Consider the following 21,723-nt stretch of genomic DNA (forward strand, 5'->3'; position numbering starts at 1 on the left):
GGTCGATGGTCATGCCGGTTCCTCCGCACGTTCTTCTGGGCGCCGCAGCACGGTCTTCGGGGTGGAGAAGCCGTTGAACTGCGAGGAGTAGGCGGTGGTGTAGGCGCCCGCGGAGCCGACGAACAGCAGGTCGCCCTCGGCCAGGCCCTCGGGCAGCTCGACGCCGGTGGCGAAGGTGTCCTGGCTGTCGCAGGTGGGCCCGGTGACGTTGTATCTGCGCCGCGGGCCGCTCTCCCGCTCTCCGGAGATCGGGTAGACCAGCGCGCCCGCGGTCTCCAGGACCTCCATCATCCCGTTGAAGACGCCCAGGTCGGTGTGGGCCCACCAGGTCTCACCCCTGCGGACGACCTGCAGGACCCGGCAGACCATCACCCCGGCCTCGGCGACCAGCGCGCGTCCCGGCTCGGCGACGACCTCGACGGGGTACGGCAGAGCACCGAGGAGAGCGGTTATGTGCTGTCCGAATTCCCCGATGGCGGGAACCGGCTTGTCATAGCGCGCCGGAAATCCGCCGCCGATGTCGAGCATGGCGATTCTCACGCCCTTTTCCGCGAGCCGTTCCATAATCTCGGCCGCGTCGCGCAGCGGGGCGTCCCAGGCGTGCGGATCCGTCATCTGGGAACCGACGTGGAAGGCGATTCCATGGGGTTTCAACCCCAGTTCTTCGGCGCCGAGAAGAAGGTCGCACACATCGTCCTTGGAGACGCCGAATTTCCCCTCGCTCGGCACGACGCTGGCCGCCTGGCCGGTGCCGAGCCTGGCGTAGACGTGTGCCCCCGGCGCCGCCTGGGAGAGTTTCTCCAGTTCGTGCGGTGAATCGACGCAGAAACGCCACACCCCGGCCCCGTGACAGCGGGATATGTGGTCGCGGGGCCGTACGGGATTGCTGTAGAGGACCTCGGCCGGATCGACGCCGACGCCCCTGAGCAGTTCCATTTCCGGGTGGGAGGCGATCTCGAAGCCGCAGCCGAGTCCCCGCAGGTGCCGCAGCAGCGCCGGGTCGGGGTTGCACTTGACCGCGTAGTGGACGCCGACCGAGGGGAACGCCTCGCGGAAGGCCGTGAAGGCGGCGGTGACGAGGTCCTCGTCGAGGATCAGGCAGGGGGTGGCCAGGTCGGCGCCTTCTTCGGCGCCGGGCGCGGGACGGGTCAGGTTCGCCGGGATCGTCACGGGCTCTCCCCGAGGACCTCGCCGAGCAGGGCGCACGCGGCTCCCAGGTTCTCCAGGTGCCTGCGCGGGGAGCAGCCCCTGACCAGGACCTGGAAGTTGTAGGTCCGCAGGTGCCACAGCAGCCGCAGGATCGCGATCTGCCTGGTGAAGACCGCGCGGTCCCTGCCGGATCGTTCCAGGTAGCGCGACAGGACGATCTCCTCCTGTTCGGCCGTGAGCCAGCCCGCGCGCATCTGGTTGAAGTCCGCCGCCGCGACCCGGAACCGCGCCGCCTCCCAGTCCAGCGTCCACAGTTCCCCCGCCCGGTCCACCAGCCAGTTGCCCCGGTGCACGTCGCCGTGGCACAGGCAGGGCTCCTCCTTCTCGAAGCAGGTCATCGCGCCGGTGAGCAGGTCGGCGGCGCCGCGGAGCGGGCCCGCGTGGGCGGGCAGCAGCTCGCACTCGCGCCGCAGCAGGCCGAGCAGGTGCTCGGGCACCGCCGTACGGCTGAGCGGTCCGCCGACGTCGCCGAGGCCGTCGGCCGGGATGGCGTGCACGTCGAGGAGCCGGTCGGCCAGCGCGGTCAGCACCTCGGGGTCGTCCCAGTCGGGGGCGTGGCCGTCCACGAACTCGAAGACGGCGAACCTGTCGACTCCCCGTTCGTCCGCGACGACCTGCAGGATCTCGGGCACCCTGACCCTGCCGGACAGCAGGGGGCCGACGTGGCGCTCCCCGGCGAAGGTCTGGCCGTAGCACGGGTCGTCGAGAACACGGTGCCTGACGAACACCGCCCTGCCGCCCAGGGTCGCGGCGTAGGTGTCGTTCAGCGGCCCCTTGGTGATGGGCCGCCCGGTGGCGCACAGCCGCCGCAGGTCGTGATGCGTCCACTCACCCACGGGCGAACTCCTCGGGAGAGAGCAGCCTGGGGAGCTTGTCCACCGACTTCACCCAGTAGTGGGTCTCCCTGATGGGGTTGGCCGCCGGTCCCGGCAGGCCGTGGCCGCCGTCGAGGGCGAGCCTGCAGTACAGGTCGGGCATGTTGACGCCGAGCGTGGCCAGGAAGTAGATCGACGAGTAGAACCGGGCGGGCTGCACCTCGGTCGGCAGCGCCGTACCGTCGTGGGAGTAGGTGAAGTCGACGCCGATGATGCCGTGCGGGCGGGCGCAGACGGCGCGCACGCACCGTACGGCCAGCTCGTGCAGCTCCTCGTCCCAGAAGGTGCGCTGCGCCCCGGTGATGCCGGTGACGCCGGAGACCGACAGCGTCGCGTACTTCCAGGAGACCCGCTCCCTGAGCTGGGAGCAGACCAGTTCGCCGTCGTTCCAGAGGCCGCTGAGCGTGGCGGTCCGCTTGGACAGGTGCTCGGCCGCGGTGAACTGCCCCCAGCCGGAGTGCTCGTCGAGCCAGGCCGTGGCCAGCGGCATCGAACCGGTCGCGATCGAGCCCGCTCCCCCGCTGCCGCTGCGGCGGCGCAGCCACACCCGGGGGTGGCGGGCCATGATCTCCTCAAGGTCGTCCCGCGAGCCGACCAGGACGGTGTCGGGGACGGGCAGGCCCGCCTCCTTCAGGGCCTGCCAGGTGGCCCACTTGTCCTCCATCCTGCGGTGGTCGTCCCGGTCGGGCAGCAGGGTGGGCGCGACGAGGTCGTCCCGGGCCTCGGCGACGGCGAGCAGCTCGGGGCTGGTGTCGGCGGCGTAGATCAGGTCGGCGGACTCCCGCCCGGCGATGTCGTTGACCTGTTTCACCAGGTCGGCGGGGTCGTCCCAGGAGACGAGATAGCGGGCGTCCGCCTCGCTGGCGTGGAAGTCCTCAAGCGTCGTGTCGACGCCGACGGTCCGGTACCCCCCGGCCAGGGCGAGCGAGCGGGAGAAGTTCAGCCCCGTTCCGTCTCCCGAGCCGACGACGAGGACGGTACGGAGGTCAGAGGACGGGGACATGGGGGAGTCCAAAGGTCGCCGGGTGGCTGCGGATCTTGTCACGCAGGTCGGCGGGGGCCTCGCCCTCGGTGCGCACCCAGGGGTGGAGGGGCTCGGTCAGCTCGGGGTTGACGAAGTACATCAGGGACATGCGCCGGTCGAGGCCCAGGTTGCGCACCTGGTGGTCGAGTGCCCCGACCCTGCCCCCGGTGAGGTCGGCGAGGACGGAGCCCGGCATCAGGACGACCTCGTCGGGAGCCATCTCGACCGGCAGGCACTCCTCTCCCGGCCAGATCTCCAGGCCGGGGGCGGTGGTGTGGATGACGGTGACCATGTGGCCGTCCTCGTGCCGGTCCTGGAGCAGGTCACGGTCGTCGGCGGCGTGGGTGTAGTTGTTGACCTGCAGGTAGGAGGCCGCCTCGAACGAGGGCGCCTGCGCCTGCCCGACGATGCCCGCGACGTGGCCGACGACCTCGGAGACGAGCGTGACCAGGTGGCCGCGCCAGGCGAGCAGCGCGTCCGTCAGCGGGGCCAGTTCCTCGGCGTTCGGCACGAGGTCGAGCCGGTCGGACCACAGGGTGAAGCAGTCGTTGAGGTCGGGCCGCTCCGCGGTGATCGAGTACTCCATGCCGAGCGGGCGGTAGCCGAAGTTGTAGTCGGCGCTGGCGTAGCGGGCCTTGGTCGCGTCGGGCAGGGCGAAGAAGCTCCGGCACTCGTCAAGGGCGGTGGCCAGAAGCGTGGCCTCCTTCGCGCCCAGTGTTATGCGCGCATAGCCGACCCCGAGTAGTTCTCGAGCGTAGTCAAGGGTCTTGTGTGGCATTTCGAGGATGTCCCCCGTCGTACGAAGGTTTGGCGGTGGCAAATGCCAGGCAGAGCGCGATCGCGCGGCCGTCGGTCACTGGTCTCCCGACCAGCGCCGCGAGCGAGTGTATAGGAGGTGATCAAAGCAAATAAATGGTGAATTTTCAGATTAAAGTCACCCAAAGTTGCGGCTTCGCTACGCACCTAAATGACCGCAGACCAACTCGGATATGGCGTACGCGAGGGGAACTCATGTTTTTGGGTTACGGTCACAATCGGAGACCGCTCCGGATAACGCTCTCCCATTTCCGGGCGGATTGTTCGTGGACCGTTCCACGTGGATGAGAACAGCGTTCCCACCCTTTGGGACGCCCCGCTGCGGAGTGGGTTTCGGACAGGCACTTTCTAATTTATTCGCGTCACTAATGAGAACGGTCCAAGGGAGGGAACAAAGCGATTTCCCCATGGTCAACGGGCTCCCGGCATGGCACACTGATCGCGCGCCGGGCCCACGCGGTGGACCTTTCGGCGCCGTGGAGCGTCCCGTCCTCCCTGTGACCCGCGAACTCCCTGTGACCCGCGAAGGAACCGACCGTGGACCACACCCCCGAAGTCGCCGTCTTCGACCTGGACGGCACGCTGGTCAGGGGCGAGTGCGGCGAGTGGTTCCTGCGCTGGCTGACGCGGCGGCGGCCGTGGCGCCTGGCGCTGCTGCTGCCCGCGCTCCCGGTGATCGCCTCACTGCGGGCGCTGCCCACCGTCAGGACGCGCAGGGCCGCCCTGTCGGGACTCTGCTGGTTCGCCACAGTCGGCAGCGACGACGCCGAGCTCGACCGGCTGGCCGCCGCCTTCGCGGCCGGGCACGCCGGGACCGGCTCGGCGAACCCGATGCGCGCGGGCCTGGAACGGCTGCGCGAGCACCTCTCACGGGGCGACCGGGTCGTGATCGCCAGCGGCTCGGGGGCGCGCGTCGTCAGGGCGGTCTGCGCCGAACTCGGGCTGGACGGCGTGGAGATCGTCGCCACCCGCGAGAGACGGCTGCTCGGCGGGCTCGTGGTCGGCGAGCGCTGCCTCGGCGAGGGGAAGGTCCTCATGCTGCGGGCGGCGGGGGTGCCGACGCCGTTCGACTACGCCTACTCCGACAGCGTGGCCGACCTGCCGCTGCTGCTGGCCGCCCGGCGCCGTTTCGCGATCAGCCCGTCGGCCCCCCACCTGCGGCGCATCATGGCCGGGACCGACGGCGACTGCCTGGTCCTGCCGTGGCGGACCGGTCGGTGAGAGGCGCTCAGACGCCGTACTCGACGGTGAGCACCGCGCGGGCCAGGGCGTGGTGGTTGACCGTGCCGGAGAAGATCGCGGCCGTCTGGTCGGGGGTGAGTTCCGTGCTCGCGACCCCGAGGGCGTGGACGGCGAAGACGTAGCGGTGCGGCGGCCCAGGAGGCGGGGCGGCCCCGCCGAAGTCGAAGGTGCCGTAGTCGTTGCGCCCGTGGAAGGCGCCCTCCGGCAGCCCCTTCATGTCGCCGCTGCCCGCGCCGCGCGGCAGCTCGGTCACCCCGGCCGGGATGTCGACCAGCAGCCAGTGCCACCAGCCGCTGCAGGTCGGCGCGTCGGGGTCGAAGCAGGTGACCGCGTAACTCGCCGTCCCCTCGGGGGCGCCTGACCAGCGCAGGTGCGGGGAGAGGTTGCCGGACTCGTAGACGTGCGTGCCGGGCAGCACCCCGCCGTCCGCGAGGTCGTCGCTGACGACCTCGAACGCCGGGACCCGGCGCAGGTGGTCATAGGGCAGCGGCGCGCGCTCGGCCATCATTCCCCCGTTTCTCTGTCGGGAAGTGCCGACTTCCCGCCGGAAGTGGATTGTTGCTCTGTCCTGACCACCTGTCAAGGGTTGACAATTCCATAGGACCTGGGGGCATACTCCGCTTTTGGAGCATCAATGGCAAGGCGGGGTTGCCAGTCGGCTTCCGGCGCCACGTGACAATCCTGCGTCCGGCCGACAGACGATTCACAAACCCGCATCCGACAGCGCGGAGTTTCCATGAACAATCCATTCGAGGATGGAAACGTCATTTCCCCAACCTGGCCCTCGGCACGGGCCTGCGCTCCTGCCGGCCCCGTCCTCAGGAATTCCGCCCGCTGCAGATGCCGTACGGCCTCGCCGCCCTCCTGATCGGTTCCCCGGTTCCACCGTCCGAGCCCTGTTTCCCCGCCATCCACGGCGATCGGCTCGGGTGACCGGTCACCGGGCGTGACCGTCCGGGTGTGATCCCTCCCTCGGCAGGTCGAGGGCGTCCCCCGGATTTCTCTGACTTTCTCCTCGTGGGCGAACAGAAATTCACCCGCGAGCTTGTCGGGGGGTGCGGGCCATGAGCCCCCGGCGTTCTCCCGATGCCCTTCCGGCGCTCTTACGGCGACCGCTGGAAGGACCACACCAGAGTACGGAGTTTTCATGAGCAATCCGTTCGAGGACGAGGACGGGCGTTATCTCGTCCTCGTCAACGCCGAGGGGCAGCACTCCCTGTGGCCTTTCTCCCTGGAAATTCCCGGGGGCTGGGAGGTCGCGTACGGAGAAAGCGGCAGACGGGACTGTCTCGAATTCGTCGAGGCTAACTGGACCGACATGCGGCCTCACGGTCTCCGGACATCGTGAGCGGGCAGGAGATCCGATGAACCCGCCCTCCCGCCGAGAGAGCCTCGCCCGGTTGTTCGAGGCGCGGGTCGCGGCGGCCCCGGACGCCGAGGCCGTGGTCTGCGGCGCCACCCGCCTGACCGCCGCCGACCTCGACGCCCGCGCCAACGCCCTGGCCCACCGCCTGATCGCGGCCGGGGCCAGCACGGAGACCCCCGTCCTGGTCCTACTGGAACGATCCGCCGAAACCGTCATCACCTTGCTCGCCATCGCCAAGGCGGGCGCCACCTACGTCCCCCTGCATCCGGCCTATCCCTCTGAGCGCATGGAGTGGATCAGGCGGGAGACCGGCGCCAGATTGGCCGTGGCCCACTCCTGGGACGGTCTCACCACCCTCCAGGTCACCGGCGAGACCCGTCCCGACAGCCCGGCCCGTGACATCGACCCCCGGCGACTGGCCTACGTCATGTTCACCTCCGGCTCGACCGGGGTCCCCAAAGGTGTCGCCGTCACCCACCACAACGTCGCGGCCTTCGCCTTCGACCGGCTCTGGCGGGGTCCCGGTCACCGGAGGGTCCTGCACCACACGGCGCCGTCCTTCGACGTGTCCATGTACGAGCTGTGGGTGCCGCTGCTCAACGGCGGCACGGTGGTCGTGGCCCCGCCCGGTGTGCTCGACGCGCCGACCCTGGGCCGGATGCTCAGGCAGGAGCGGCTCACCGGGGTCTTCCTGACGACCGGGCTGTTCAACGTCCTGGCCGAGGGCTCGCCCGAGGTGCTGGCCGCCGTACCGGAACTGTGGATCGCGGGTGAGGCCGCCTCGCCCGCGGCGGTCGGGCGGGTTCTGGCGGCGGGGGGTGAGGTCCACAACGGCTACGGCCCGACCGAGACCACGGTCTACGCCACCGCCCACCACGTGACCGAACCCGGCGACGTGGTCCCGATCGGCGCGCCCCTGGACGGCACGGCCGCCTACGTGCTGGACGACGCGCTGCGTCAGGTGCCGGTCGGGGAGCTGTACCTCGCCGGGGACCACCTGGCCAGGGGTTACCTCGGCAGGCCGGGGCTCACCGCCGAGCGCTTCGTCGCCGACCCGTACGGCCCGCCGGGCACGCGCATGTACCGCACCGGCGACCTCGTCCGCAGGCTCCCCGACGGCCTCCTCGACTACGTCGGCAGGATCGACGGCCAGGTGAAGGTGCGTGGCATCCGGGTCGAACTCGGGGAGATCGACGCCACCATGGCCCGCCACCCCGCCGTGGCCCAGAGCGTCACCCTCCTCAGAGAGGACAATCCCGGCGACAAACGCCTCGTCACCTACCTCACCACCAGAAATCCTGTAAAAACCGACGACCTGCGCCACCACGCCGAACAGGCCCTGCCCGGCTACATGGTCCCCGGCGCCCTCGTCGTCCTCGACGCCCTCCCCCTCAACCACAACGGCAAGGTCGACCGTGACGCGCTGCCCGCCCCCGAGGCGGTGACCTCGGGCACGGCGCCGCGCACCCCGGTCGAGGAGATCCTGCGTGACCTGTTCGCGCAGGTGCTCGCCGTACCGGGCGTCGGGATCGACGACGACTTCTTCGCGCTCGGCGGGCACTCGCTGCTGGCCATGCGGGTGGTCGCCGGGATCAGGTCGGCGCTCTCCGTCGAGCTGCAGGTGCGGGAGGTCTTCGAGGCGCCGACCGTCGCCGCGCTCGCCGTGGCGGTCGAGAAGGCGAAGGACCGGGGCACCAGGCCGCCGCTGGTCCGCTCCGAGGATCCAGAGCAGCCGTCGCTCTCCTTCGCCCAGCACCGGATCTGGATCGTCGACCGGCTCGCCGAGTCGGCCGGGCTCTACACCATCCCGCTGGTCCTGCGCCTGTCCGGACGGCTGGACGGGGACGCGCTGGCGGCGGCGCTGCGGGACGTGGCCCGGCGGCACGAGACGCTGCGGACGGTCTTCCCCACCCTGGACGGCCGTCCCCGGCAGCGAGTGCTCGACGTCGTGCCCGACCTGCCGGTGACGGAGATCGACGAGGCGGAGCTGGGCGCCGCGATCGAGCGGGAGGCCGCGCGCCCCTTCGACCTGTCGGCCGAGCCCCCGGTGCGGGCGCGGCTGTTCGCCCTGCGGCACGACCCCGGCGAGCACGTGCTGGTCGTGCTGCTGCACCACATCGCGGCGGACGGCTGGTCGATGGCACCGCTCAGACGTGACCTGGCCGTGGCCTACGCGGCCCGCACTCGCGGGGAGGCCCCCGGGTGGGAGCCGCTGCCGGTGCGCTACGCCGACTACACGCTGTGGCAGCGTGACCTGCTCGGGGACGCCGCAGATCCGGACAGCCTCATGAGCGCGCAGACCGGTTTCTGGCGGCGGGCCCTGGCGGGGCTGCCCGAGGAGCTGACGCTGCCCGCCGACCGGCCCCGGCCACCGGTCGCGGGGCATCGGGGCGGTGCCGTACCGCTGCGGATCCCGCCCGGGCTGCACGGGCGGCTGCTCGCCCTGGCCAGGGGTGAGCGGGCCACGCCGTTCATGGTCCTGCAGGCCGGGCTGGCCGCGCTGCTGACCCGGCTGGGGGCGGGTGACGACATCCCGATCGGCTCCCCCGTCGCGGGCCGTGCCGACGAGGCGCTGGACGAGCTGGTCGGCTTCTTCGTCAACACGCTGGTGCTGCGCACCGACACCTCGGGCGACCCGTCCTTCCGTGAGCTGCTGGCCAGGGTCAGGGAGGCGGACCTGGCGGCGTACGCGCACCAGGACGTGCCGTTCGAGCACCTGGTCGAGGCGCTCAACCCGGTGCGGCTGCCCGGCCGCAACCCGCTCTTCCAGGTGATGCTGGCCCTGGAGAACACCCCCGACGACAGGACCGAGGCGCCCGGCCTGACGGTCTCCCTCGACCCCGACTACTCGCTGTACGGCCTCAGCGGCGCCAAGTGCGACCTGCTGTTCGGGCTCAGCGAGGGTCCTTCGGGCATCCACGGGGTGCTGCAGTACGCGACCGACCTGTTCGACCACGGCACGGCCGAGACGATCGCCGCGCGGCTGACGAGGCTGCTTGAGGCCGTGGCTGCGGACCCGGACCTGCGGATCGGCCGGGTAGAGCTGCTCACCGCCGAGGAGCGGCACGCCCTGGTCGAGGGGGGAAACGCCACTGCTGTGCCGCTGCCGTACGGTGACCTGGCCCGGTTGTTCGAGGCGCGGGTGGCGGCGGACCCGGACGCCGAGGCGGTGGTCTGCGGCACGACCCGCCTGAGCGCGACCCAGCTCAACGAGCGTGCCAACGCCCTGGCCCACCGGCTGATCGCGGCGGGCGCCGGGCGGGAGACTCCCGTCCTGGTCCTGCTGGAACGATCCGCCGACGTCGTCGCCACCCTCCTTGCCGTCGCCAAGGCGGGCGCCACCTACGTCCCGCTGCACCCGGCCTATCCCCCGGAGCGCATGGAGTGGATCAGGCAGGAGACGGGCGCCAGGCTGGCCGTGACCGACTTCTGGGACGGCCTCACCACCCTCCGGGTCACCGAAGAGACCCGTCCCGACAACCCGGCCCGTGACATCGACCCCCGGCAGCTCGCCTACGTCATGTTCACCTCCGGCTCGACCGGGGTCCCCAAGGGCGTCGCCGTCACGCACCGCAACGTGGTCGCGCTGGCGGCCGACCGCCGCTTCGAAGGACACGACCGGGTGCTGTCGCACTCGGCGTTCGCCTTCGACGCCTCGACCTACGAGGTGTGGGTGCCGCTGCTCAACGGCGGGACCGTGGTCGTGGCCCCGCCCGGCGTGCTCGACGCCCCGGTCCTCGACCGGCTGCTCAGGCAGGAACGCGTCACCGGGGCCTTCCTGACCACGGGGCTGTTCAACGCGCTGGCCGAGGGGTCGCCCGAGGTGCTGGCGGCCGTACCGGAACTGTGGACGGGCGGTGAGGCGGTCTCGCCCGCGTCGGTCGGGCGGGTCCTGGCGGCGGGCGGCGCCGTCACCCACGTCTACGGCCCGACCGAGACGACGACGTTCGCGCTCTCGCACCGCGTGACCGAGCCCGGTGACGTGGTCCCGATCGGCGGGCCACTCGACAACACGCGCGCGCACGTCCTGGACGCCGCGCTGCGCCCGGTGCCCGCCGGGGTGCCCGGGGAGCTGTACCTCGCCGGGGACCACCTGGCCAGGGGCTATCTCGGCAGACCCGGCCTCACCGCCGAGCGCTTCGTCGCCGACCCGTACGGCCCGCCCGGCACGCGCATGTACCGCACCGGTGACGTGGTACGGCGGCGCGCCGACGGAAGTGTGGAGTTCGTCGGCCGGGCCGACGGCCAGGTGAAGATCCGTGGCTTCCGGGTCGAGCTCGGGGAGATCGACACCACCATGACCGGCCACCCCGCCGTGGCCCAGAGCGTCACCCTCCTGCGGGAGGACAACCCCGGCGACAAACGACTCGTCACCTACCTCACCGTCCATCACCCCGTGGAGACCGACGACCTGCGTCACCACGCGGAACAGACCCTGCCCGGCTACATGGTCCCCGGCGCCCTCGTCGTCCTCGACGCCCTTCCCCTCACCCACAACGGCAAGATCGACCGCGACGCGCTGCCCGCCCCCGTGCGGGCGGAGACGGCCCAGGAGACGCAGGGGCCGAGGACCGAGGCCGAGGAACTGGTCGCCGAGGTCTGGGCCGAGGTGCTCGGGATCGAGAGAGTCGGCGTGCGCGACGACTTCTTCGCCCTCGGCGGCAACTCGCTGCTGGCCATCCGGGTCGCCGCCAGGATCAGGGCGGCGGTCGATCTGGAGATACCGGTCAACGCGGTCTTCACCGACCCCACGGTCGAACGGCTCGCCGACACCGTCGAGGCACTGCTCATCAACGACATCGAAGGAACCCGATGACCGACCAGCTCTCTGAGCGTGCCGGTGCCCTCACCGCGGACAAGCGCGCCCTGCTGTCACAGCGACTGCGCGGGCGGGCGGCGAGCACGACCGTCCCGCGCCGCCCTCCGGGGACCGAGCCGCCGCCGTCCAGCGGGCAGGAGCGGCTGTGGTTCATGGAGCAGCTCGCCTCGGGGAACGTGGCCTACACGCTTCCGGTGGCGATGCGCCTGCGGGGTGAGCTCGACGTCGCGCTGCTCGCCGAGGCGCTGAGCGCACTGGTGGCCAGGCACGAGGCGCTGCGGATGCGCTTCCCCGCGACCCAGGACGGGCGGCCGAGGGTCGTCGTCGGCGAGCCGTGGGCCGTCACGCTCGACGTCACCGAGGCGGGGAGCGCGGAGCGGGCCGCCGAGATCCTCGGCACGGAGGCGGCCAGGCCGTTCGACCTGACCTCGGAGGCGCCACTGCGGGCCTCGCTGGTCCGGGTCGGCCCCGGCGACCACGTGCTCCTGCTGCTGGTCCACCACATCGTGAGCGACGGCCAGTCCCTGGAGATCATGACCGGTGAGCTGCTCACCCTGTACGGCGGGCTGCGCGAGGGCACGTCCGCCACGCCGCCGGAACCGGCAGTCCAGTTCGGGGACTTCGCCGTCTGGGAGCGGGAGCGGCTGGCCGGGCCCGCCGCCGAGGCCGACGGCGCCTTCTGGTGCGCGGAGCTGGCCGGGCTGCCCGATCTTGAGCTGCCGACCGACCGTCCCCGGCCCGCAGAGCAGCGGTTCGAGGGCGCGGCCCACACCTTCACCTGGGACGCCGAGCTGACCGAGGCCGTGCGGGAGCTGGGCAGGGCGCACTCGGTCACGCTCTACATGACCCTGCTCGCGGCCTACCACGCGGTGCTCGCCAGGCACTCGGGGCAGGACGACTTCGGGATCGGCTCCCCGGTCGCGGGACGGCCCTACCGGGAGCTTGAGGGGGTGGTCGGGGCCTTCGTGAACATGGTGACGCTGCGGGGCCGTACCGGCGCGGATCCGACCGTGGCCGAGCACCTGCGCGACACCAGGCAGGCCGTGCTGGGCGCGCTGGCGCACCAGGACTATCCCTTCCACCGGCTCGTCAACGACCTGCGGGTGGAGCGGGACCCGAGCCGTTCCGCGGTCTTCCAGGCGACGTTCACGCTCTCCGACCGGGCGGTCCGTGAGACGACCGTGGCGGGGCTGGAGGTCGTCCCGTTCGACCTGCGGTTGCGGGCCACCCAGTTCGACCTGGCGCTGTACGTCAGCGAGACCCCGGAGGGGCTGAGCGGCTTCATCACCTACCGGACCGACCTGTTCGAGGCCGCTACCGTCGAGCGGATCGAACGCTCGATGCGGCACTTCCTGCGGCAGGCCGCCGCGGACCCGGCGCTGCGCCTGTCCGAGGTGCCGCTGCTCGACGAGGAGGAGCGGCGGACGATCCTCGGTGAGTGGGCGGGCAGCCGTACCTGGCGGATCTCGCACCGCACGCTCGGTGAGATGGCCGAGGCGCAGGCGGCGCGGACCCCGGACGGGCTCGCCCTCGTGGCCGGGGAGCTGTCGCTGACCTTCGGCGAGCTGCACGGCAGGGCCAACCGGCTGGCCAGGTGGCTGCGGGCCCGGGGGGTCGGCCCTGACGCGCGGGTGGCGATCTGTCTCGACGACACCGTGGAGGCCGCCGTCGCGATCCTCGCGGTGCTCAAGGCGGGTGGCGCCTACCTGCCGCTCGACCCGGAGCAGCCGCGGGAGCGGATGAACCTCCTGCTCGACGACGCCTCCGCCGTGCTGCTGGTCACCGACTCGGCGCTGCGCGGGCGGGCGGACGGCTTCACCGGCCAGGTCGCCGAGCTGGACCGGCTGGACCTGCCGGAGGACGACACGCCGCTAGAACCGGTAGCGGGGCCGGACGACCTCGCCTACGTGATCTACACCTCCGGCACCACGGGACGGCCCAAGGGGGTCGGCGTCCAGCACCGGCACATCGTGGCCTACCTGGAGTATGTCCGCCAGGAGTACGGCATCGTGCCCGGCGCCACCTTCGGCCTGCTGCAGTCGCTCGCCTTCGACTTCAGCATGCTGATGTTCCACCTGCCGCTCACCGGGGGCGGCACCCTCCACCAGTTACCCAGGCGCGGTTCCGGCCCCGAGCTGGCCGAGGCCGTGCGGGACCTCGACTACCTGAAGATGACGCCCTCCCACCTGGCCGCGCTGGGCGCGGAGGTCGAGCTCGAACGGCTGCTGCCGCGCCGGGCGCTCGTCCTGGCGGGTGAGGCGTCACCGGCCGCGTGGGTGCGTGACCTGGCCGCCCGCGCGGGGTGCGCGGTCCTCAACAGCTACGGGCCGACCGAGACGGTCGTCGCGGTGACCGGCGAGCGCGTCGACCCCTCCGCGCTCTCGGGGGGTACGGCCTGGCCCATCGGCCGCCCGTTCCCCGACGCCCGCGTCTACGTGCTGGACGCCGCGCTGCGGCCCGTGCCGCCGGGGGTCGCGGGAGAGCTGTACGTCGGCGGCGACACCCTGGCCAGAGGCTACCTCGGCAGGCCGGGCCTCACCGCGGAGCGGTTCGTCGCCGACCCGTACGGCGCGCTCGGGGCGCGGATGTACCGCACCGGGGACCTCGTCCGCTGGCTGCCCGGCGGGCGGCTCGACTTCCTGGGCCGGGCCGACCACCAGTTGAAGATCCGTGGTTACCGGGTCGAACCGGGCGAGGTCGAGGCCGCACTCGGTGCTTTACCCGGGGTGGTCCAGGGGGTCGTCGGGCTGCGCGGGGACCGGCTCGTCGCGTGGCTCGAACGGGAACCGGACGCGCCGGAGACGGAGGCGTCCGAGCTGCGGGCCCTCCTGCTCGACCGGCTTCCCGAGTACATGGTCCCCGGGCGGTTCGTCTGGCTCGACCGGCTTCCGCTGCAGGCCCACGGCAAGGTTGACCGGAGGGCGCTGCCCGACCCGGAGCCCGAGCGGCCCGACCTGCGGCCCGGCTACAGCGCCCCCGCCGACCCGACGCAGGAGGCCATCGCCGCGATCTGGGCGGGCGTCCTCGACCTCGAACGGGTCGGCACCGGTGACGACTTCTTCGAGCTGGGCGGTCACTCGCTGCTCGCCACCCAGGTCGTGGCCAGGATGCGCAGGGCCTTCCCGGAGAGCAGACCGCCGATCGGCGTGCTGGAGATGTTCACCCACCCCACGGTCGCCGCCCTCGCCGACCTCGTCACCGAACGCAGGACGGGAGCCGCCGCCCCGCGCAAAATTCTCGCCGAGCTGACCCGCCCGGTCGCCCCCGCCGAGCACCGCGGCTCCATCGTCTGCGTGCCGTACGGCGGGGCGAACGCGGTCGTCTACCAGGCGCTGGCCGACGCGCTGCCCGCCGGTTACTCCCTCTACGCGGTGGCCGCGCCCGGACGTGAGCCCGGTGAGGAGGCGCAGCTTCCCTTCGAGGAGGTGGCGAGGCTCTGTGTGGCGGAGATGGCCGAGCGGGTCAGCGGCCCGGTCGTGATCTACGGGCACTGCGCGCCGGGCAGCGCCCTGGCCATCGAGATCGCCCGCCGCGTCGAGGTGTCCGGCCGTGAACTGGACGCCCTCTATTTGGGCGGCATCTTCCCCTTCGCCAAACCGAAGGGGCGTCTCCTCGGGCCGCTCAGCAGCCTGATCAACGACCGGCTGCACGGCACCAGGAGGGTGGCGGCCGAGCTGCGGGCCATCGGCGGCGACGTCTCCGGGCTCGACGAGGAGCAGGTGGCCTTCACCGTCGAGCTGATGCGCGAGGACGGCCGGATGGCCGAGGAGTACTACACGCGCATCCTCGGCACCGAACAGCCCCGGCTGAAGGCGCCGGTCATCTCGGTCGTCGGCGAACGCGACCCAGGCACCGAGTTCTACCAGGAGCGCTTCAGGGAGTGGTGCTTCCTGTCCGACTCGGCCTCGCTGGTCGTGATCGACGAGGCGGGCCACTTCTTCCCCAAGTACCGCGCCGAGGAGCTGGCCCTGATCCTGACGGGCGTCCACGGCGCCGACGACGCCTGGCGCCGGGAGCACTCCCGGGAGGCGGGCGGCACCTGGTGGCTGCAGGACACCGCGGCACTGCAGGAGGTTCGGGCCGTACAACAGCGAGAACCGGACGTGCGCCGCTTCCTGGCCGTCGCGCTCGGGCAGCTGGTCTCGCTGACCGGGTCCGCGCTCACCGAGTTCGCGGTGCCGATCTGGATCTACACGGTCACCGGGTCCCTGGTGCACTTCGGGCTCATCGCCCTGCTCGCCCTGGTTCCCGGCATCTGCGTGGCGCCGCTGGCCGGGGCCGTGGTGGACCGGTACGACCGGCGGCGGGTGATGATCGCCGGTGACCTGTGCTCCGGTCTCGCCCAGGCGGCGATGCTCGCCCTGCTGCTCACCGGCGGGCTCACGGTGGCCCCGCTGTACGTGCTGATCGCGGTGGTCTCGGTGTCGGCGACGTTCCAGCGGCTCGCCTACCAGGCGTCGATTCCGCAGCTCGTGCCGAAACGCTATCTCGGGCACGCCAACGGCATCGTGCAGTTGGCGATCGGCACGGCCCAGTTCCTCGTCCCGCTCGTCGCGGTCGGGCTGCTGGCCGCGATCGGCCTCGGGGGCATCCTGACCATCCAGGTGGCGGCCTACACCTTCGCCGTCGTCGTGGTGCTGTTCGTCAGGTTCCCCACGACACTGGGGCTGCGCCGCCGCGAGCCGATGTCGGCGGAGATCACCAACGGCTTCCGCTTCTCGCTGGGGCACCGGAGTTTCCGCGGCATGCTCGCCTACTTCGCCGGGATCAACCTGTTCCTGGCGCCCATGTTCGTCATGGTCTCTCCGCTCGTGCTCTCCTTCTCCTCGCTTGCGGCGGCGGGCGCCATGGCGGTCGCGGCGGGGGCGGGCGCGGTCGCGGGCGGCGTCACCATGAGCCTGTGGGGCGGGCCGACCCACCGCAGGCTGCGCGGGGTGGTCCTCACGACGACGCTGATGGCGGTCTCCGGGGTGCTGATCGGGCTGCGGCCCAACCTGTGGCTGATCGGCGCCGGGGCCTTCGGCATGTCCTACGCGCTGGCGCTGATCAACGGCATCATCATGACGATCATCCAGGTGAAGGTGCCCTACCGGTTCCAGGGCCGGGTCATCGCGGTCAACACCATGATCGCGGCGGCGACCACGCCGATCGGCTTCGGCGTCATCGCCCCGCTCGCCGCCCCCCTGCTCGACCCGCTGCTGACGGAAGGCGGCCCGCTCGCGGGCACCCTCGGCGTGCTGCTCGGCACCGGCCCGGGGCGCGGGATCGGGCTGCTCTACCTGCTGTGCGGGCTCGGCATCGCCCTGCTGACGGTCGCCGGCATCCGGATCGGGACCCTGGTGCGCTTCGACGACGACGTGCCCGACGCCAGGCCCGACGACCTCGTGGGCATCGAAGAACTCGAAAGGACGCGCGCATCGTGAACACCACCATCGCCTGGGAGGTCAGGGACGGCCGTCCCGCCGCGGCCGACGCCCAGGGGGGCGACCTGAGGGAGACCTGCGCGTGGCTGCGGGAGAGCCGCGACGCCCTCAGGGCGGGCCTGGACGCCCACGGCGCCCTCTACCTGCGGGGACTGCCGGTCAAGGACGTCGGGGACTTCGCCGAGGTGCGGGACGCCCTGGTCTCCGAACTCGCCGGGTACGTCGAGAAGGCCACCCCGCGCAGCCACTTCGGCAGGGACGTCTACTCCTCGACCGACCTACCGCCGTCCCAGGCGATCCGCCCGCACAACGAGAACAGCTACGCGCTCAGCTTCCCCGGCCTGCTGATGTTCGGCTGCCTGGTCGCCCCGGACCAGGGGGGCGCCACCCCGGTGACCGACGTGCGCAAGGTGCTGAGGGACATCCCGGCGCCGCTCGCCGACCGCTTCCGGGCGCACGGCTGGTCGCTGACACGCAACTACGGCGACCACATCAGCCTCGGGTGGCGGACCGCCTTCGGCACCGAGGACAGGGACGAGGTCGCCGCGTACTGCGCGGCCAACCACATCGCCCACGAGTGGCTGGAGGGCGACCGGCTGCGCACGACGCAGCGCCGCTCGGCGACCATCCGCCACCCGGGAACCGGTGAGGAGGTCTGGTTCAACCACACGGTCTTCTGGAACGAGTGGGCGCTCGACCCCGAGGTGCGTGAGGTGTTCCTCGAAGACCTGGGGCACGACAACCTGCCCTTCAACACGGCGTACGGCGACGGCGAGCCGATCTCCAGGCAGGACGTGGAGACGATCGACGAGGCCTACCGGCGGGCGACGGTCAGGGAGACGTGGCGGCCGGGTGACGTGCTGATCGTGGACAACATCCTGTCGGCGCACGCCCGGGAGGCGTTCCGGGGCAACCGGAAGATCGTGGTCGCCATGGGTGACCCGGTGGACCTGGACGACTGCGCGCCGACGGTCCCGCCGCTGGGCGGCCTCGCGACCAAGGCGGCCGAACCGGCGAGGAGACGCCGCTGGTTCGGCCGCCGTTCCTGACCCCTCAGGGTCAGGCGCCGTCCTCCAGGTCCCCCTCCGACTTGAGGTAGACCTCCTGCAGTTCGCGAAGGACGTCGGGGTCGGGGTGCTCCCACATGCCCCGGCCCGCCGCCTCAAGCAGGCGCTCGGCGATGCCGTGCAGCGCCCACGGGTTCGACTCGGCCAGGAACGCCTGGTTCTCCGGGTCGAGCACGTAGGTCGCGGCCAGCTTGTCGTACATCCAGTCGGCGACGACCCCGGTGGTCGCGTCGTAGCCGAACAGGTAGTCGACGGTCGCGGCCAGCTCGAAGGCGCCCTTGTAGCCGTGCCTGCGCATGGCGGCCAGCCAGCGCGGGTTGACCACCCTGGCGCGGAAGATCCTGGAGGTCTCCTCCGACAGGGTCCTGGTGCGGACCGCGTCGGGCCGGGTGCTGTCACCCACGTAGGCGGCGGGAGCCTTGCCGGTGAGCGCCCTGACGGTGGCGATCATGCCGCCGTGGTACTGGAAGTAGTCGTCGGAGTCGGCGATGTCGTGCTCGCGGGTGTCGACGTTCTTGGCCGCGACCGCGATGCGCCGGTAGGCGGACTCCATGTCCTGCCTGGCGGGGACGCCCTCGACGCCCCTGCCGTAGGCGAAGCCGCCCCACACGGCGTAGACCTCGGCCAGGTCGGCGTCGTCGCGCCAGTTGCGGCTGTCGATCAGCGGCAGCAGCCCGGCGCCGTAGGCCCCCGGGCGGGAGCCGAAGATGCGCATGGTCGCCCTGCGCTCGTCACCGTGCTCGCGGGTGTCGGCCAGCACGTGCGCCCTGACGTAGTTGTCCTCGTCCCGCTCTTCGAGCCCGGCGGTCAGCCGTACCGCGTCGTCGAGCAGGGCCACGACGTGTGGGAAGGCGTCCCTGAAGAAGCCGCTGATGCGGACGGTCACGTCGATCCTGGGCCTGCCCAGCTCCTCGGCGGAGATCGGCTCAAGACCGGTGACGCGCCGCGACGCCTCGTCCCACACCGGGCGCACGCCCAGCAGCGCCAGCACCTCGGCCACGTCGTCCCCGGCCGTGCGCATGGCGCTCGTCCCCCACACCGACAGGCCGACAGAACGCGGCCAGTCGCCGTGCTCTGAGCGGTAGCGCTCCAGGAGTGAGTCGGCCATGGCCTGCCCGGTCTCCCAGGCCAGCCTGCTCGGCACGGCCTTCGGATCGACCGAGTAGAAGTTGCGGCCGGTCGGCAGCACGTTGACCAGGCCGCGCAACGGCGAGCCGCTCGGCCCGGCCGGGACGTAGCCACCGTCGAGGGCGTGCAGGATGGCGCCGATCTCGTCGACGGTACGGGCCAGCCTGGGGACGACCTCGTCGGCCGCGAACCGCAGGACACGCCCGACCTGCTCCTGGTCGCCGTCCACCACGGTCGCGGCGACCTCGGCCACGGCCTCGGGGTCCCAGCCGCGCTCCTCCATGGCCTCGACCAGGGACCTGGCCACGGTCTCGGCCTCGTCGGTGCTCAGGCGTCCCGCCGTACCGTCCTCGCGCAGGCCGAGTGCCTCGCGCAGGCCGGGCAGCGCCACGCCGCCCGCCCACATCTGGCGGGCGCGCAGGATGGCCAGCACCAGGTCCACCCGGGTGGCGCCCTGCGGGGCCGCGCCCAGCACGTGCAGGCCGTCGCGGATCTGGACGTCCTTGACCTCGCACAGCCAGCCGTCGATGTGCAGCAGGAAGTCGTCGAACTCGGCGTCGTGCGGGCGGTCCTCGATGCCGAGGTCGTGGTCGAGCCTGGCGGCCTGGATCAGCGTCCAGATCTGCGCCCTGATGGCGGGCAGCTTCGCCGGGTCCATCGCGGCGATGGAGGCGTGCTCGTCGAGGAGCTGCTCAAGCCTGGCCATGTCGCCGTAGGTGTCGGCGCGGGCCATCGGCGGCACGAGGTGGTCCACCAGGGTGGCATGGGCGCGGCGCTTGGCCTGGGTGCCCTCGCCGGGGTCGTTGACCAGGAAGGGGTAGATCAGCGGCAGGTCCCCGAGCGCGGCGTCGGGGCCGCAGGAGGCGGAAAGGCCCGCCGACTTGCCGGGCAGCCACTCCAGGTTGCCGTGCTTGCCGACGTGCACCACGGCGTGCGCGCCGAAGCCGTCGGACAGCCAGCGGTAGGCGGCCAGGTAGTGGTGGCTGGGCGGCAGGTCGGGGTCGTGGTAGATCGCGATGGGGTTCTCCCCGAACCCCCGGGGCGGCTGGACCATGACGACGACGTTGCCCGCCCGCAGCGCGGCCAGCACGATCTCGCCCTCGGGGTCGCCGGAGGTGTCCACGAACAGTTCGCCGGGCGGCGGTCCCCAGTGCTCCTCAACCGAGGCCCGCAGGTCCTCGGGCAGCGTGGCGAACCACGCGGCGTAGCGGGAGGCCTTGATCCGCACCGGGTTGCCCGCGAGCCGCTCCTCGGTGAGCCAGTCGGGGTCCTGGCCGCCCGCGGCGATCAGGGCGTGGATCAGCGCGTCGCCGTCCTGCCCGGTGACGCCGGGAAGCTCGTCCTCTGCGCCGATGTCGTAGCCGTGCTCGCGCATCGCGGCCAGCAGCCGCACCAGGCTCGCCGGGGTGTCGAGGCCGACCGCGTTGCCGATCCTGGAGTGCTTGGTCGGGTAGGCCGACAGCATCAGCACGATCCGCCGCTCGGCGGCCGGGACGTGCCGCAGGATCGCGTGCCGTACGGCGATGCCCGCGACCCGGGCGGAGCGCTCGGGGTCGGCGACGTAGACGGTCAGGCCGTCCCCGTCGATCTCCTTGAAGGAGAACGGCACCGTGATGATCCGCCCGTCGAACTCGGGGATCGCCACCTGGGTCGCCGCGTCGAGCGGGGACAGGCCGTCGTCGTTGGCCTCCCAGGCGGCTCTGCCCCCGGTCAGGCACAGGCCCTGCAGGATCGGCACGTCCAGCTCGGCGAGCGCGCCGACGTCCCAGGCCTCGTCGTCGCCGCCCGCGGAGGCGGTGGCCGGGCGGGTGCCGCCCGCGGCCAGCACGGTCACCACCAGGGCGTCGACAGTGCCCAGCGTCTCCAGCAGGCCGGGTTCGGCGCTGCGCAGGGAGGCGCAGTAGACGGGCAGGGCGCGGGCGCCCGCGTCCTCGATGGCCGCGCAGAGCGTCTCGACGAAGGCGGTGTTGCCCGCGACGTGGTGGGCGCGGTAGTAGAGCACGCCGACGACCGGGCCGTCCTCACGGCGCGCCTGGCGCTCAAGCACGCCCCAGGCGGGCGTCGGGGCGGGCGGGGCGAAGCCGTGGCCGGTCAGCAGCAGCGTGTCCGACAGGAAGTTGCCCAGTTCGGCGAGGTTGGCGGGGCCGCCGTGGGCGAGGTAGGCGTGCGCCTCGGCGCAGACCCCGCCGGGCACGGTCGACAGCTCCATCAGTTCGGCGTCGGGCGCCTGCTCACCGCCGAGCACGACGACGGGAACCGGCCCGGCCAGCAGGGCGTCCAGGCCCTCCTCCCAGGCGCGGCGCCCGCCGAGCAGCCGCACCACGACCAGGTCGGCGCCCTCGACCAGGGGCGGAAGATCCTGCGCGGTGAGCCTGGCGGGGTTGCCGAGACGGTAGTCGGCGCCGCTGGCGCGGGCGCTGAGCAGGTCGGTGTCGGAGGTGGAGAGCAGGAGGATCACGCGTCACGCTCCCCGGCGTGGAGCGGCAGGGCCGTGAACGGCGGGATGAGCGAACAGCGCACGAAGGCTTCCTCCCTCGGGGTCCTCGCCCCGGGTCGTCGTCGGCTACGACGGCTGGAGTCTCCTGGCTCCCGGATCGACGCTCCCCCCGGCCTTCCCGCCCGTCGCCGGGCCGTGGCTGGATGGGGTTCGCTCCCCGGTTACAGTGGCGGGACCGCGCCGGACTCACACCGGCTTCCTCCCTTTTGCCGTCGCCAACGATGAGACTACGGCAGCGAGGTTCCATGCAAGAAACT

At 72.0% G+C, this 21,723-nt stretch carries 11 protein-coding genes and 1 riboswitch; of the genes, 5 read left to right on the forward strand and 6 right to left on the reverse strand.

Annotated features, from left to right (window positions below):
• Positions 1-9 precede the first annotated feature (9 nt).
• The 4 genes from FHS44_RS34610 to FHS44_RS34625 are packed head-to-tail and all read right to left on the reverse strand — an operon-like array spanning position 10 to position 3,886.
• Positions 10-1,170, reverse strand: coding sequence for a type III PLP-dependent enzyme (locus FHS44_RS34610; RefSeq protein WP_184722964.1), 1,161 nt, complete (start codon positions 1,168-1,170; stop codon positions 10-12).
• A complete protein-coding gene (locus FHS44_RS34615) occupies positions 1,167-2,045 on the reverse strand; it encodes a phosphotransferase family protein (RefSeq protein WP_184722966.1) in 879 nt (292 codons plus the stop codon). Before FHS44_RS34615 ends, FHS44_RS34610 begins: the two co-directional genes overlap by 4 nt.
• On the reverse strand, positions 2,038-3,087 hold the full coding sequence (locus FHS44_RS34620; RefSeq protein WP_184722969.1) for an ATP-grasp domain-containing protein: 1,050 nt from the start codon (positions 3,085-3,087) through the stop codon (positions 2,038-2,040). The genes FHS44_RS34615 and FHS44_RS34620 overlap by 8 nt, the downstream gene beginning before the upstream one ends.
• Positions 3,071-3,886 (reverse strand): 2OG-Fe(II) oxygenase family protein, encoded by an 816-nt coding sequence (locus FHS44_RS34625; RefSeq protein WP_184722972.1) that lies wholly within the window; start codon positions 3,884-3,886, stop codon positions 3,071-3,073. Before FHS44_RS34625 ends, FHS44_RS34620 begins: the two co-directional genes overlap by 17 nt.
• A gap of 575 nt (positions 3,887-4,461) precedes the next feature.
• On the opposite strand from FHS44_RS34625, the gene FHS44_RS34630 reads away from it, so the two are divergent.
• Positions 4,462-5,145 (forward strand): HAD-IB family phosphatase, encoded by a 684-nt coding sequence (locus FHS44_RS34630; protein WP_184722975.1) that lies wholly within the window; start codon positions 4,462-4,464, stop codon positions 5,143-5,145.
• A 7-nt stretch (positions 5,146-5,152) separates the two neighbouring features.
• Here FHS44_RS34630 and FHS44_RS34635 read toward each other — a convergent pair whose 3' ends face one another.
• Complete coding sequence (locus tag FHS44_RS34635) at positions 5,153-5,674, reverse strand: YbhB/YbcL family Raf kinase inhibitor-like protein (RefSeq protein ID WP_246436539.1); 522 nt, start codon at positions 5,672-5,674, stop codon at positions 5,153-5,155.
• 639 nt (positions 5,675-6,313) lie between these two features.
• On the opposite strand from FHS44_RS34635, the gene FHS44_RS34640 reads away from it, so the two are divergent.
• The 4 genes from FHS44_RS34640 to FHS44_RS34655 are packed head-to-tail and all read left to right on the forward strand — an operon-like array spanning position 6,314 to position 17,823.
• Positions 6,314-6,514 carry an MbtH family protein gene (locus FHS44_RS34640; RefSeq protein ID WP_184722978.1) on the forward strand — a complete coding sequence of 67 codons (201 nt, stop codon included), beginning with the start codon at positions 6,314-6,316 and terminating at the stop codon, positions 6,512-6,514.
• 16 nt (positions 6,515-6,530) lie between these two features.
• Positions 6,531-11,348 carry a non-ribosomal peptide synthetase gene (locus FHS44_RS34645; protein ID WP_184722981.1) on the forward strand — a complete coding sequence of 1,606 codons (4,818 nt, stop codon included), beginning with the start codon at positions 6,531-6,533 and terminating at the stop codon, positions 11,346-11,348.
• Positions 11,345-16,774, forward strand: coding sequence for a non-ribosomal peptide synthetase/MFS transporter (locus FHS44_RS34650; RefSeq protein ID WP_184722984.1), 5,430 nt, complete (start codon positions 11,345-11,347; stop codon positions 16,772-16,774). Before FHS44_RS34645 ends, FHS44_RS34650 begins: the two co-directional genes overlap by 4 nt.
• Positions 16,771-17,823: a TauD/TfdA family dioxygenase gene (locus tag FHS44_RS34655; RefSeq protein WP_184722988.1), complete on the forward strand. Its 1,053-nt coding sequence runs from the start codon at positions 16,771-16,773 to the stop codon at positions 17,821-17,823. The genes FHS44_RS34650 and FHS44_RS34655 overlap by 4 nt, the downstream gene beginning before the upstream one ends.
• 10 nt (positions 17,824-17,833) lie before the next feature.
• Here the strand turns inward: FHS44_RS34655 and cobN are convergent, their stop codons facing one another.
• Complete coding sequence (cobN, locus tag FHS44_RS34660) at positions 17,834-21,427, reverse strand: cobaltochelatase subunit CobN (protein WP_184722991.1); 3,594 nt, start codon at positions 21,425-21,427, stop codon at positions 17,834-17,836.
• 95 nt (positions 21,428-21,522) lie between these two features.
• A riboswitch (cobalamin riboswitch) is annotated at positions 21,523-21,721 on the reverse strand.
• Between the last annotated feature and the right edge of the window lie 2 nt (positions 21,722-21,723).

The organism is Streptosporangium saharense (assembly GCF_014203715.1).
Classification (GTDB): domain Bacteria; phylum Actinomycetota; class Actinomycetes; order Streptosporangiales; family Streptosporangiaceae; genus Streptosporangium; species Streptosporangium saharense.